The sequence below is a fragment of the Kitasatospora purpeofusca genome, assembly GCF_000718025.1.
Lineage (GTDB): Bacteria > Actinomycetota > Actinomycetes > Streptomycetales > Streptomycetaceae > Kitasatospora > Kitasatospora purpeofusca.
Genome location: NZ_JODS01000031.1, coordinates 142921 through 155327 on the forward strand (window position 1 = coordinate 142921; position 12407 = coordinate 155327).

Consider the following 12407-nt stretch of genomic DNA (forward strand, 5'->3'; position numbering starts at 1 on the left):
CGCGGCGGTGGGTCCGGAAGATCAGTCCGAGTCGCCGCGGCGTACGTAGGTGCGGATCCGGTAGCGCACACCGGACGCCGAGGTCTGCGGTCCGCCGTCCTCGGCCACCGTCCAGGCGGGGCCGACGGCGGGGGCGTAGGTGTCGCCCGGCACCGACAGGTCGACCTCGGTGACCGACAGGGTCGCGGCCCGGTCGATGACCTGGCGGTAGAGCTGCCCGCCGCCGATCACCCACGTCTCGGCCGCGGTACCCGTCCCGGGTTCCGCGGCCGCGAGCTCCAGCGCCTCGTCGAGGGATCCGGCACGGTCCGCGCCGTCCGCCGACCACTGCGGATTGCGGGTCACCACGATGTTCCGCCGCCCGGGCAGTGGGCGGAACCGCGGCGGGAGCGACTCCCAGGTGCGGCGGCCCATCACCACGGGGCGCCCGAGGGTGGTCGCCTTGAAATGCGCGAGGTCCTCGGGCAGGTGCCACGGCATCGTGTTGTCCGCGCCGATCACACCGTCCGGCGTCTGGGCCCAGATCAGTCCGATCCTCATACCGCGACCGGTGCCTTGATGGCGGGGTGGTGCTTGTAGTCCACCATCTCCACGTCGCCGAACGCGTAGTCGAACAGCGAGTCGGCCTGCCGCAGCCGCAGCTCGGGGAAGTCGAACGGCGTCCGCGAGAGCTGCTCGGTCACCTGCTCCACGTGGTTGTCGTAGATGTGGCAGTCACCGCCGGTCCAGATGAAGTCCCCGGGCTCCAGGCCCACCTGCTGCGCGACCATGTGGGTGAGCAGCGCGTAACTGGCGATGTTGAACGGGACCCCGAGGAACAGGTCCGCGCTGCGCTGGTAGAGCTGGCAGGAGAGCCGGCCGTCGGCCACGTAGAACTGGAACAGGGCGTGGCACGGGGCGAGCGCCATGGCGTCCAGCTCACCCACGTTCCAGGCCGACACGATCATGCGGCGCGAGTCCGGATCGTTGCGCAGCGTGTCGAGGACCTGGCTGATCTGGTCGATGTGCCGCCCGTCGGGGGTGGGCCAGCTGCGCCACTGGACGCCGTAGACGGGGCCGAGGTCGCCCTCGTGGTCGGCCCACTCGTCCCAGATGGTGACGCCGTGCTCACGCAGCCACTTCACATTGGACTCGCCGCGCAGGAACCACAGCAGCTCGTACACCACGGACTTCAGGTGCACCTTCTTGGTGGTGACCAGCGGAAACCCCTGCGAGAGGTCGTAGCGCAGCTGGTGTCCGAACACGCTCCGGGTACCGGTGCCCGTCCGGTCGGCCTTGGCCGTCCCGGCGGTGAGCGTGTGCTTCAACAGGTCTTCGTACTGGGTGTCCACCACGAGGGGAAAGTGTACGTGCCCGCTCGGTCCGCCTTGATCCGCGGCGGGTCAGACGATCGGCCGTGGCGCGTCGCCGCCCGCCACGTCCGGCGGGTCGAGCAGCCAGGTCACCGGTCGGGCGGGGTCCGGGTCGTAACGGCAGGAGGCGCCGGTGTGGACCGTGTCGCGCAGCAGCCCGGCGAGCGTGCTGTCCCGCGCGGCGACGCGGTCGAGCGCGGACACGACGGCCTTGCGCACGGCGACCCTGGCGCGTTCGTCGGTGGAGCTGAAGCGGCGCGGCCTGCCGCCGAGACCGGTGGCCGCGCGCAGCTCGTGGAGCAGTGCTTCGCGTTCCAGCCGCAGCCGGTCGGTCCGGCCCCGGTCGGCCCAGGAAGCGGCGTCGTCCAGTTCGGCGTCGATGTCCCGCAGCCGGGCCCGGTAGGCGGCCAGGGCCTGCCGGTCGGCGATCTCCGCGGTCTCGGAGTCGACGACGGCGCCCATGACGGCGGTGCCGGCCCGGCCCGGGGCCGCCGCGGACAGTTCGAGCGCGCTCACCTCGACGCCGGGCCGGCCGAGCAGCGTGCGCAGGTGGTCCAGGCCCCTCAGACGGGGGAGCAGGAACGCCGAGCCCTCGTCGCCGACGAGCCAGCCGGACTCGTCGGCGGGGTGCAGATGGACGGTACGGGCCCGGGGCGCCGGTGTCGGAGCGGGTACGGCGAGCCGGTTCAGCCACCAGGTGGCGCCGATCCGCCGGTAGGCGGCCGCTGCGGCGCGGCGCGCGTCGGCCGCGCCGGGGAGGGCCAGGGCGGTCCCCACGAGGTGGAGGTAGTCGTCGACCACGCCGTGGAAGGTGACCGCGCCGCCGTTGAGCACGGCCCGGCCGGCGAACGGCGCCAGCAGGCGGGCGCCGTCGTCGGCGAGCTCGTCGCAGCGCAGCGCCGCCGCGACCTCGGTGAGGCAGGCGACGGTGAGCAGGAAGTCGACGTCACGCGTCACCGTCCCGAAGCCCGTACCGGCGAGCCGGTCGAGCAGCTGCCGCGCCCGCCCCTCCGCACCGGCGGCCAGCCAGAGCACGGAAGCCTCGGCCGACACGGACGGTACGCCCTCGGCGGCCCCGAACTCCTCGAAGGCCGCTGCCTCCCGGCGCAGCGCCGCGGTGTCCCCCGCGCGGCGGGCACGGGCGGCGCGGAGGTCGTGGACGACCGCCTCCAGGTCGGGTTCGGCGGCCCGGGCACCGAGCTCGCGGGTCCGGGCGAGGAGCCGGTCGGCCAGCTCGGTGTCGCCCTGGACGAGGGCGAGCGCGGCACGGCGCGAGGCGGCGAAGAAGGCGTGGCGCGGCCGCCCGGACTCCTCGGCGAGCGTGTCGAGCGCCCGCAGCTGGCGCTGCACGGCGACGAGGTCCAGGCACTCCCAGGCCGTGGTCAGCTGCCACAGGTGGCCGGTCAGCCGCGCCTCGGGATCCGTGAGGTGGGCCGTGGTGTCGGCCAGCCGGGCGGAGAGCGCGAGGCGCTCGGCGAAGTCGTCGGGCCCCCAGCGCGCGACCAGCGCGGCGTCCAGCGCCTCGGCGAGGACCTCGGGGTCGTCGAGGCCGTCCGCCAGGGCCACCGCCTCCTGGGCGAAGGCCGTCGCCCGGCGCGCGTTGCCGCCGTACACCCAGGCCCGGGCCAGGGCGGCGGCCAGCCGGCAGCGGCTCACCGGGGTGACGGCGGCCGCGTACGCCTCGTGGATCAGCGCCGGGACCCGCCCCGGATGGACGCCGAAGCGCTGGCCGGACGGCAGGTCGAGCGCGGCCGCGGCCATCAGCTCGGCGTCGCCCGTCTCCCGCGCCCGCTCGTAGGCCGCCGGCAGACCGCTCCGGGCCGCCGCCGGCGCCGGTTCGGCCTCCATACGCCGATCGTACGGCGGGAGCGTCGGCGGGCGCCGTTCGCGGTGTTCAGGCGCGCAGCAGCTCGACGCTCCGGGCGTGCTCGGCCACCCGGGCGCGGTCCCAGTCGCCGGTGCAGTAGACCGACAGCTCGCGGATCGATCCGTCCCGGACGTCGGCACGGAACAGCTCCCGGCAGTACCAGGGCTGCCCGTCCTGCTCCCACCGCTCCTCGACCTCCAGGACGAAGCCCGTCGTGGTGGCGTCGAACCGCGACCGCGGGACCCGGCCGGGGGCGGGGTGCCCGGCGCGCCGCAGGGCGAGCACGTCGTCGACGCCCCGGGCCTGCAGGCGCCAGCGGGGCATCGTGAAGTCGCAGAAGACGTCGGACGCGAACAGGCCGGCGGGCGGGACGCCGGTCTCCAGGAAGGCGACGAAGTCCTCGGCCAGGTCCCGTGCCCGGGCGGCGGTACCGGCGGTACCGGCGGTACCGGCGGTACCGGTGATGCCGGTGGTGCCGGCGGTGACGGGTGCCGTGCTCATCGCGCGCCTCCCTCGGCGGGGAAGGTCTCGAAGGAGACCGTCCAGTCGTCCAGTTCGACGTACCGGCCCTGGACCACCGGTGCGTCGACGAGCAGCGGAGCCTCGTCCTTGCGGGTGCGCGGCATGATGACCTCCGGTTTCTCGAAGCGGTCACCCCGAAGGCGTGAGATCCCGCCGTCACAATGTGACCTCACCGACGTGCCCGGCGTGCCGGTGGGCCCGGCACGGCGGGCGGCCCACCGGGCCGACGCCGGGTCGCATTCGCGAATTCCGGGACGCCGCGGCCACCCATGGTGCTACCCTGCATACAGGCGATGCTGGAAGCCCACCCCTCGAGGTGCGGGAACCAGGCGCCACTGCACAGCCGAGCCCCTTGTCGTGGCCGGCCAGGACACCGGCAGATCGAAGCAGCTCCAACGCTCCGTTCCCGGCACATCCGCAGCAGCTGAGAGCGCTCGCCCCGGGCATTCTCCGGGCGCACCCGCGCCGACGCGACAGCGACCGCCGACGCCACCTGCACCGACCGTTCCACGGTCGTGCCGAGGCCGATTCGCCCGCCGTCCCGCGCACCCCGACCGGTTGCCGGCCGAACCGCGATCCCGCTCCGCGCACCTGACCGGCCACCCACGGCCGCCGCGCCACCGCACCCTCCGCACCACATTCTTCGCACCACACCCTTACACCGCACAGGAGTACCTGCTCGTGACGACCACCACCGAACCGACCACCACCACCACCACGCTGGACGGCCTGCTGAAGGCCGACCTGCACCAACTCGCCTCCGCCCTGGGCATCCAGGGCGCCGCCCGCCTGCGCAAGAGCGAACTCGTCGAGGTGATCACCTCCACGCGCTCCACCGTCCCCCCGCCGGCCGAAGTGGCCCGGCCCGCACAGCGGGCGCGCGCCCGCTCCGACGGACCGGCGCAGCCGGACACCGCCGCCGCGACCGACCTCCTCCCCGTCGCCGGAGTGCTGGACATCCGCGAGGGCAACGCCGTGCTGCGGACCTCCGGTTACCTCCCCGGTCCCACCGACGTGCACCTGCCCGCCGGCCAGGTGCGAGCGCTCGGCCTGCGGACCGGCGATGTCCTGACCGGCGCGGTCCGCCCCGGCGTCAACCGCTCCGGCGAGGCCCGCTCCGGCGCCACCCGACCCCGCGCGGGCGCCGCCCGCCCGCAGCTGGCCCGGGTCGACACGGTCAACGGCAACCCCGCCGAGGAGTCCCGGCCCCGCCCGGCGTTCCACGAACTGACCCCGCTGTACCCGCACCGGCAGCTGCGCCTGGAGACCGAGAGCGACCCGCGGCAGCTGACGGGCCGTGTCATCGACCTGGTGGCGCCGATCGGCAAGGGTCAGCGCGGCCTGATCGTCGCGCCGCCCAAGGCGGGCAAGACCCTCGTCCTGCAGTCGATCGCGGAGGCGATCGCCCGCAACCACCCCGAGGCGCACCTGATGGTCGTCCTGGTCGACGAGCGCCCGGAGGAGGTCACCGACATGCGCCGCTCGGTCAAGGGCGAGGTCATCGCCTCCACCTTCGACCGGCCCGCCCGCGAGCACATCGCGCTGGCCGAACTCGCCATCGAGCGGGCCAAGCGCCTGGTCGAACTCGGCCACGACGTGGTCGTCCTGCTCGACTCCCTCACCCGCCTCGCCCGCGCCCACAACGCCACAGCCCCCGCCAACGGGCGGACCCTCAGCGGCGGCCTCGACGCGAGCGTCCTGCAGCACCCGAAGCGGCTCTTCGGCGCGGCGCGCAGCATCGAGAACGGCGGCTCGCTGACCATCCTGGCCACCGCCCTCGTCGACACCGGCTCCCGGATGGACGACCTGATCTTCGAAGAGTTCAAGAGCACCGGCAACATGGAGCTCCGCCTCGACCGCCGCCTCGCCGACCGGCGCGTCTTCCCGGCCGTCGACGTCAGGGCCTCCGGCACCCGCCGCGAGGAACTCCTCCTCGGCCCCGCCCGCACCCCCGCGACCTGGGCGCTGCGCCGGGCCCTGGGCGGCCTCGACACCCAGCAGGCCACGGAACTCCTCCTGGACCGCGTGAAGCGCACCCGCGGCAACGCCGACCTCCTGCGCCAGGTGGTCACCAACTCCCCGTCCCACCAGGTCTGATCCGGAGCACGGCCGCTTTCCGCCGCCGCCCGCTCCGGTCCGCCGAGTCGGGTCCTGGACGGATCTTCGTCACCGTGTCACTGCGCCGCGGCTGTACGGGTACCCTGCCGGAATGCCGTACGAGCTCAACGCCGTCATCGGACCTTTCGACCTGCTCAGGAGCCGGACCGCCGGGATCCGGGAAGCAGTGGTCGCCCCGCTCCGGCAGTCCATGGGGCTGGTGCCCGTCACCGAGGAACTCCTCGCGGAACTGACCGGCCCACCCACGGGCCTGGACGGCACCGGGCCCGAGTGCCGACCCCTCGGGGCGCTGTTCCCGGCCTTCGGACGCATCCCGAGCCGGACGTCGAGCGGGACCTTGGACGGCTGGGCCCCGGAGAGGTCGATCGCCCACGTGGAGGCCGACTTCCACGGCGGACACGGACACCAGGCCGCGGTCGTGTACGGTCCCGGGGCGAAGGTGTGGGGGCCGCTCCGCGACGCGGACTTCACCGGTCCACGGGAGGAGTGGCCGATCAATGCCGCGCTCGCGCTGCTCGGTGTCGTTCCGGACGGTGCGGGCGGTGCGGAGGAAGCGGACCATCAGGACCTGTTCCTGGCGGTGGGGCTCGGCCGGGAACAGGACACGGCCGGTTGGCACTCGCTCGGCCTGAGCGCACGCTGGGCGGCGAGCTACGAGGAGTGGTACGGGGAGCAGGCGGCAGAGACCGCGAGAACCGCCCGTGCCGCTGCGGAGTTCGAGAGACGTCGGCGGCTCCCGGACGTCCCGGCAGCGCTGGACGGCAAGGAGATCATGGACCTGCTGGGCCTGCCTCCGGGGCCGCGGATCGGCGCGGCAACGCGCCACCTGCAGAACCTTCATCTCGAACGCGGCCCGCTGGCAAGGGAGGAGGCCGTGACTCTGCTGCGGGACTGGGCCCTGCGTCAGGTGGTCACCGACTCCCCGTCCCGTCGCGCCTGAAGACCGAGAGCCTTCGCCCGCAGCCGACGAAACCCGGGTGACTCCGACCGGGCCCCGGGCAACACTGACGCCATGACTGATTCCGCACCGGCGCGACTGCTCCGACCGCGTGCGCTGAAGCCCGGAGACCTCGTGGTCATCGCCTCGCTGTCCGGTCCGTTGCCCGCCGCCCACGAGCCCAACGTCGAGCGGACGGTGGCCGTGTTCGAGCGGATGGGATTCCGGGTGCGCCGGGCTCCGCTGCTCGAAGCAGGGCGCCGCCACTGGTGGAGCGCGGCCACGCCGGCGGAGATCGCGGGGGAGCTCAACGGTCTGCTGCGCGATCCCGAGGTGCGCGCGATCGTCGCGAGTGACGGCGGCCAGACGGTGTTCGGCTACCTCGACCTGATCGACATCGGGGCGATCAGGGCCGACCCCAAGCCGATCCTCGGCTACAGCGACATCTCGCTGCTGCACCTGGCGCTCCACGCGCGCACGGGTCTGGTCGGGTTCCACGCCGACATGGCCGTCCCCGGCTTCGGCGGGCACTGGCAGTCCGCCCCGGCGGCGCGTCGGGCCGAACTCGAAGCCCTCTACTCCAGGTTGCTGACCGGCACCGAGGCGATCGGTGCGCTGCCGGCGAGCCCGTCGTGGGAGTGCTGGCGCCCCGGCCGGGCCGAGGGCCCGCTGATCGGCGGAGTGATCAATCGCATCGTGCTGGCGCAGGCGACGCCTTTCGCGCTGCCGCTCGAACGCTTCGACGGCGCCGTGCTGTTCTGGGAGGAGATGGGCGGCCTGGCCTCGTACGTGTGGACGCTACCTCCAGGTGATGCGGCACTCCGGCATCCTCGACCGGATCGCCGGCATGGTCGTCGGCGTCCCGCGCGAGATCGGCGGACTCGAACCCGGAGCGTCCCCCACCCTGCCCGAAATCGTGCTCGACGCCCTCGGCGACCGTGACATCCCGGTCCTGGGCAACGTCGAGTTCGGTCACGCCGGCCCCAACCTGCCGCTGCCGCTGGGCATCCGCGTCGGCCTCGACGCGCGGCGGCGGACGTTGTCGCTGCTCGAACCGGCGGTGGCGCCGCACACGACGGCGTGACCGGGTGAAATCGTTCGAGAAGCATTCGTCGTCGTGCGAGCATGGGCCGCATGACGACGAACCGAGGCCATGCCGCGTAGACGGCCGGCGGTCCTCCGAACCAGCCCCCCGCCGCACCGGACAGGGGCTTCGAGGCCCGTGATCGACGGTGTCTCCTCGCGGGCGCTCCTTGAGGTCGACCGCCTCGAACGCACCCGGAACTACCTGCAGCCGGGGGACGTCACCGCTGCCGTGCGTGTATGGAGGGAGCACGTCCACCGCTCCGAGCGCCAGCTGCGGCACGACTACGAGTGGGGCAACGTGCACTGGTACTGCTGCGGCAACCCCTTGGAGGCTCGCGCTCTCCTCGAAACGGCGATGAATGCGATGTCGCCCCGGGCGGCCCGCGAACTCCGGGAGATCATCGACAAGCTCGACGCCGTCCACCGCATCCCCCTGCCGCCGTACGGCAGCGACGCAGGTTGAACCACAGGCCGAGGCCGACCACGGTGCCGTGAAGCCACGAAGGGGCTGAGGCGTGCTGACCACCGCGCACCCGCCGTAGGTGCCTCCGGAGAGTCCGGAGGGCCCCACGGAGGGCTTTCGATGTCCCGAACTGTCCGCACGACTCCCGACCGACTCCGCGTCCGGAAGGGTGCAGGGGAGTCCATGTCCCTGTACGACCTGCGTTACTCGCACGCGGAGCTGGCCCGGGCCGCCCGTGAGGGGCGCCGCCCTGCCCCGGCGAGGACGCTGCGCCGGACCACCACCTGGCAGTGGATCATGCTTCACTGCAGGGGAGACTCGTTCTCCGTCGAGATCGCCACGGCCGAGGGCCGCGCCCGGCTCCGGGGTCGGCTCGCCGCCCAGCGGATCTGCGGACTCCACCGCGCCGGCCACGAGGTCGAGGGCGAGGACATGGCGCCGGTCCGTCACCGTCATGGTGTGCTCTGGAACGCCTGACAGCGGGGCGGAACCCCAGGACGGACCCGAACGGTGGGCCTCCTGCCGCGCCGGGTCCTGCCTGGCCGGTACCCCCGGCCAGGCGCCGGGGCGTTCCCCGGGCCCGCCGTCCGGCCGAGGGCGCGCCGGGTGTCGGTCCGGGCGTCGGTGCGGAGGTTGGTCAGCGGGTGTGCCGGGTGGTGGGTTCGGGCCGGTCGTGGGGCGGGACCGAGCGGGCCTCGACGGCCTTCACCGTGATCCTCAGCGCCTTCGCCAGCACACCCTTGCCCACACTGCCCAGGAGCAGGCCGGTGAGGCGTCCCCGGAGGTTCTTGCCTTCGCGCACCACCACGGCGTCCAGCCGCGTCGTGCCGTCCGGCAGGGGCGTGAAGGTGTACGTGTGCCCGGAGGCGCCGCCCCAGATGTTGGAGTCGACGGTGGTCATCACCACCCGGTGCGGGTCGGACCAGTCGTAGTGCAGCCGCTCCCAGATACCGCCCGAGCCCTCGGTGACGTCGGCGCGGTCGGTGCCCCTCGTGTGGACCTTCAGGTACTCGTCCGCGCTGTTGCCGAACAGTTCCGGGCGGCCCGGACCGAAGTCGGTGAGGCAGGCCACGAACTGTTCCGGTGTCGCGTGCGTCCGCTCGGTGAGGTGGATGGTGGCCATGGTGTGTTCTCGTGCTCCTCGGGTCGGGGCGGGTCGATTCGGACCGCGTCGATTCGGGCCGGGTCGGACCGGGTCGGGCCGGTGATCGCTGGACCCAGGTTGCCGGGCGGTGCCCTCCCGTCGAGCCCGTGTCGAACCCTGGTCCACCTGCCCCGGGGCCCTGGCCGGGGACCCGGGGGACACGGGCCAGGGTCCCCACCAGGGTCCGTCCCTGGGGCGACGGGCCGGGTGCTCCCGGGATCGTTGTCGGCGGGTGCCGGGCGGCACCCGCCGATGCGAAGGAGCAGCAGATGACGGTGGATCTCAGGATCGAGGTCGTGGTCGTGCCGGTCTCGGACGTGGACCGGGCCAAGGAGTTCTGGACGCGGATCGGCTTCCGCGAGGACGTCGACTTCTCCGGTCCCGGGGGCTTCCGGGTCGTGCACCTGACGCCGCCCGGCTCGGCCGCGTCGATCGTCGTCGGCAGCGGCGTCACCGACGCGGAGCCGGGGTCGGAACGGGGCGTGCACCTGGTCGTGGACGACGTCGTGGCGGCCCGCGCCGAGCTCCTCGCCCGCGGCGTCGACGTCGGCGAGGTGTTCCACGACGCCGGCGGTGTCTTCCACCACGCCGGCACCGCCGGCCGGGTACCGGGGCCGCATCCGACCCGGCAGTCCTACGGCTCCTTCGCCACCTTCGCCGACCCGGACGGCAACACCTTCGTCCTCCAGGAGGTGACGGCCCGACGGCCCGGTCGGATCACCCAGGTGGTGTACCGCTCGGTGGCGGAGGTCGAGCAGGCGTTGCGCGACGCGGCGCTCGCCCACGGCGAGTACGAGGAGCGGCTCGGCCACCACGATCCGGACTGGCCGTCGTGGTACGCCGCGCACATGGCCCGTGCCGCCGGTCTGGGCGGCTGACACCCCGTGGCGGAGCCCGGTCGGCGGGCCGGGCGCGCGGGATCCGATCGACGGCGGACGGCGGAGGAGACCGGTGCCGAAGGAGAAGGAGAACGAGAAGAAGGCCGCGGGTGCCCGGCCGGCGGGGCGGGAGCGTGCGCACGCCGAGCTCGCGGCGCTGGCGCGGAGCACGGCGGGTCGGGCCCTGGTGCTCCGCGGGGTGCCGGGCGTCGGCCGGACCTCCCTCCTGGGTCGTGCCGCCGCGGTGGCGGAGCGGGAGGGGCACCGCGTCGTGCGGGTGAGCGGGGTCGAGGCGGAGTCCGGGCTGCCCCACGCCGGACTGCACCAGCTGCTCCATCCGCTGCTCGGCGAGGCCGCACGGTTGGACGAGGTGACCCGCGCCGTGTTCGACGCCGTCTTCGGCCGGGCCGAGGGCGACCGGCCCTCGGTCGTGCGACTGGGCATCGCGGTACTCCGGCTGCTGTCGCGGACGGCGGTGCGGCAGCCGCTGCTGCTGGTCGTGGACGACGGGCAGTGGCTGGACGACTCCAGCGCCGACGTCCTCGGCTTCGTGGGGCGGCGCCTGGCCGGCAGCCGGGTGCGGCTGCTGGTCGCGGTCCGGGCCGACGTGGCGTCACGGTTCGACACCGCCGCACTGCCCGGGTGGACCGTCGCCGCCCGCCGGGGCACCGTCCTCGCCGACGCGGACGCCACGTACCCGCCGGACCACGCCGCGGTGCCCGTCGCCACCCCGTTGACCTGGCAGGAGCGGCGGGTCGCGGACCTGGCGGCCGGAGGCCTGACCAACAAGGAGATCGGCCGGCGCATGCACCTGTCGCCGCGCACCGTCGGCTCGCACCTCTACCGCGTCTTCCCGAAGCTGGGCATCACCAGCCGGGCGGCGCTGCGCGACGCCCTGAACCGGACCACGACCGTCGGGGCACACCAGCAGGTTCCAGTTCCTAGGAAGGATCGAACATGATCAACAGGCGTACGTTCTCCAAGGCGGTCGGTCTCGGCATGGGCGCCGCAGCCGTGCCCACCGGCGCCGTCGCCGCCGACCGCTCCGGACGCCCGGCCGCCCCGGCCGAGGTGCCGGTCCTGACCGAAGTACCCACCCCGACCGAAGTACCCGCCCCGGCCCGCACGTTCGGCAGGCTGAAGCAGGTCCGCGCGGGTGTGCTCGACATCGGCTACGCCGAGGCGGGTCCGGCGCACGGCCCCGTGGCGGTCTGCCTGCACGGCTGGCCGTACGACATCCACAGCTACGTCGACGTGGCCCCGCTGCTGGCCGAGGCCGGCTACCGGGTGATCGTCCCGTACCTGCGGGGCCACGGCACCACCACCTTCCGCTCGCCGACCGAGGTCCGCAACGCGCAGCAGTCCGCGGTCGCGCTCGACGTCGTCGCCCTGCTGGACGCGCTGGGGATCCGCAGGGCGGTCCTGGCCGGGTTCGACTGGGGCTCGCGGACGGCCGACATCGTCGCGGCGCTGTGGCCGGAGCGGGTCAGGGCCCTGGTGTCGGTGAGCGGGTACCTCGTCACCGACGTCCGGGCGCAGCAGAACCCCCTGCCGCCGAAGGCCGAGCACACCTGGTGGTACCAGTACTACTTCGCCACCGACCGCGGCCGCCGGGCCCTGGAGAACCCGCAGTACCGCCGCGAGCTGGCCCGGGCGGTCTGGGCGGAGGCTTCGCCGACCTGGGCGTTCGACGACGCGACCTTCGAACGCACCGCCGCCGCCTTCGACAACCCCGACTACGCCGCGATCGTCACCCACAACTACCGCTGGCGGCTGGGGCTGGCCGCCGGCGAACCCCGCTACGACCGCTACGAGCAACGGCTCGCGGACCGGCCCACCATCGGCGTGCCGACCATCACGCTGGACCCCGGGCTCGATCCCTTCCTGGCCTCCACCGACGGCCTCGGGTACCGGAAGTTCTTCACCGGCGCGTACGAGCACCGGGTGCTCGACGGCGTCGGGCACAACGCACCCCAGGAGGCTCCGGCGGCGTTCGCCCGCGCCGTGCTGGACGCCGACCGGCTGTGACGGGACCTCGGA

General features: G+C 73.8%; 14 protein-coding genes and 2 pseudogenes. 10 read left to right on the plus strand and 6 right to left on the minus strand.

Annotation, left to right across the window (positions count from 1 at the left end):
- Positions 1-21 precede the first annotated feature (21 nt).
- Genes IF01_RS0132980 through IF01_RS51205 form a run of 5 tightly spaced genes read right to left on the minus strand, consistent with a single transcriptional unit; the run spans position 22 to position 3845 of the window.
- Complete coding sequence (locus IF01_RS0132980) at positions 22-540, minus strand: dihydrofolate reductase (RefSeq protein ID WP_030397277.1); 519 nt, start codon at positions 538-540, stop codon at positions 22-24.
- Positions 537-1334, minus strand: coding sequence for a thymidylate synthase (locus IF01_RS0132985; protein ID WP_030397278.1), 798 nt, complete (start codon positions 1332-1334; stop codon positions 537-539). Before IF01_RS0132985 ends, IF01_RS0132980 begins: the two co-directional genes overlap by 4 nt.
- A gap of 48 nt (positions 1335-1382) precedes the next feature.
- Positions 1383-3200: a hypothetical protein gene (locus IF01_RS0132990; RefSeq protein ID WP_030397279.1), complete on the minus strand. Its 1818-nt coding sequence runs from the start codon at positions 3198-3200 to the stop codon at positions 1383-1385.
- Positions 3201-3246: 46 nt separating this feature from the next.
- Positions 3247-3720 carry a hypothetical protein gene (locus IF01_RS0132995; protein WP_208624380.1) on the minus strand — a complete coding sequence of 158 codons (474 nt, stop codon included), beginning with the start codon at positions 3718-3720 and terminating at the stop codon, positions 3247-3249.
- Positions 3717-3845, minus strand: a complete 129-nt coding sequence (locus IF01_RS51205; protein ID WP_255360276.1) for a hypothetical protein — start codon at positions 3843-3845, stop codon at positions 3717-3719. The genes IF01_RS0132995 and IF01_RS51205 overlap by 4 nt, the downstream gene beginning before the upstream one ends.
- Before the next feature lies 1 nt (position 3846).
- On the opposite strand from IF01_RS51205, the gene rho reads away from it, so the two are divergent.
- From rho to IF01_RS42705, 6 genes are all read left to right on the plus strand, one after another.
- On the plus strand, positions 3847-5838 hold the full coding sequence (gene rho / locus IF01_RS0133005) for a transcription termination factor Rho (protein WP_167349788.1): 1992 nt from the start codon (positions 3847-3849) through the stop codon (positions 5836-5838).
- 112 nt (positions 5839-5950) lie between these two features.
- Positions 5951-6799, plus strand: a complete 849-nt coding sequence (locus tag IF01_RS44525; RefSeq protein WP_244215702.1) for a hypothetical protein — start codon at positions 5951-5953, stop codon at positions 6797-6799.
- A 132-nt stretch (positions 6800-6931) separates the two neighbouring features.
- Positions 6932-7738 (plus strand): LD-carboxypeptidase, encoded by an 807-nt coding sequence (locus IF01_RS42695; RefSeq protein WP_244215703.1) that lies wholly within the window; start codon positions 6932-6934, stop codon positions 7736-7738.
- Positions 7635-7880 (plus strand): hypothetical protein, encoded by a 246-nt coding sequence (locus tag IF01_RS50430; protein WP_244215709.1) that lies wholly within the window; start codon positions 7635-7637, stop codon positions 7878-7880. The genes IF01_RS42695 and IF01_RS50430 overlap by 104 nt, the downstream gene beginning before the upstream one ends.
- 138 nt (positions 7881-8018) lie before the next feature.
- Positions 8019-8345, plus strand: a complete 327-nt coding sequence (locus tag IF01_RS42700; protein WP_094745699.1) for a hypothetical protein — start codon at positions 8019-8021, stop codon at positions 8343-8345.
- A gap of 183 nt (positions 8346-8528) precedes the next feature.
- Positions 8529-8822, plus strand: a complete 294-nt coding sequence (locus IF01_RS42705) for a hypothetical protein (protein WP_037782026.1) — start codon at positions 8529-8531, stop codon at positions 8820-8822.
- A 160-nt stretch (positions 8823-8982) separates the two neighbouring features.
- On the opposite strand, the gene IF01_RS0133030 is transcribed toward IF01_RS42705, so the two are convergent.
- Positions 8983-9468 (minus strand): hypothetical protein, encoded by a 486-nt coding sequence (locus tag IF01_RS0133030; RefSeq protein WP_030397285.1) that lies wholly within the window; start codon positions 9466-9468, stop codon positions 8983-8985.
- A 290-nt stretch (positions 9469-9758) separates the two neighbouring features.
- Here IF01_RS0133030 and IF01_RS0133035 point away from each other — a divergent pair, with 290 nt between their 5' ends.
- The 4 genes and pseudogenes from IF01_RS0133035 (at position 9759) to IF01_RS0133045 (ending at position 12395) form a co-directional block, all read left to right on the plus strand.
- Positions 9759-10367 (plus strand): VOC family protein, encoded by a 609-nt coding sequence (locus IF01_RS0133035; RefSeq protein WP_030397286.1) that lies wholly within the window; start codon positions 9759-9761, stop codon positions 10365-10367.
- A gap of 73 nt (positions 10368-10440) precedes the next feature.
- Positions 10441-10932: pseudogene (locus IF01_RS51800) on the plus strand (ATP-binding protein); the annotation flags it as partial.
- 168 nt (positions 10933-11100) lie between these two features.
- Positions 11101-11328: pseudogene (locus tag IF01_RS51805) on the plus strand (response regulator transcription factor); the annotation flags it as partial.
- Complete coding sequence (locus IF01_RS0133045) at positions 11325-12395, plus strand: alpha/beta fold hydrolase (RefSeq protein WP_030397288.1); 1071 nt, start codon at positions 11325-11327, stop codon at positions 12393-12395. The pseudogene IF01_RS51805 and the gene IF01_RS0133045, both read left to right, overlap by 4 nt.
- Positions 12396-12407: the final 12 nt, after the last annotated feature.

Bases quoted from the DNA above. Each gene is read 5' to 3' on its own strand.
- IF01_RS0132980 (WP_030397277.1), bottom strand. From the start codon at position 540: ATGAGGATCGGACTGATCTGGGCCCAGACGCCGGACGGTGTGATCGGC.
- IF01_RS0132990 (WP_030397279.1), bottom strand. From the start codon at position 3,200: ATGGAGGCCGAACCGGCGCCGGCGGCGGCCCGGAGCGGTCTGCCGGCG.
- IF01_RS0132995 (WP_208624380.1), bottom strand. From the start codon at position 3,720: ATGAGCACGGCACCCGTCACCGCCGGCACCACCGGCATCACCGGTACC.
- IF01_RS51205 (WP_255360276.1), bottom strand. From the start codon at position 3,845: ATGCCGCGCACCCGCAAGGACGAGGCTCCGCTGCTCGTCGACGCACCG.
- rho (WP_167349788.1), top strand. From the start codon at position 3,847: ATGACCTCCGGTTTCTCGAAGCGGTCACCCCGAAGGCGTGAGATCCCG.
- IF01_RS44525 (WP_244215702.1), top strand. From the start codon at position 5,951: ATGCCGTACGAGCTCAACGCCGTCATCGGACCTTTCGACCTGCTCAGG.
- IF01_RS42705 (WP_037782026.1), top strand. From the start codon at position 8,529: ATGTCCCTGTACGACCTGCGTTACTCGCACGCGGAGCTGGCCCGGGCC.
- IF01_RS0133030 (WP_030397285.1), bottom strand. From the start codon at position 9,468: ATGGCCACCATCCACCTCACCGAGCGGACGCACGCGACACCGGAACAG.
- IF01_RS0133035 (WP_030397286.1), top strand. From the start codon at position 9,759: ATGACGGTGGATCTCAGGATCGAGGTCGTGGTCGTGCCGGTCTCGGAC.
- IF01_RS0133045 (WP_030397288.1), top strand. From the start codon at position 11,325: ATGATCAACAGGCGTACGTTCTCCAAGGCGGTCGGTCTCGGCATGGGC.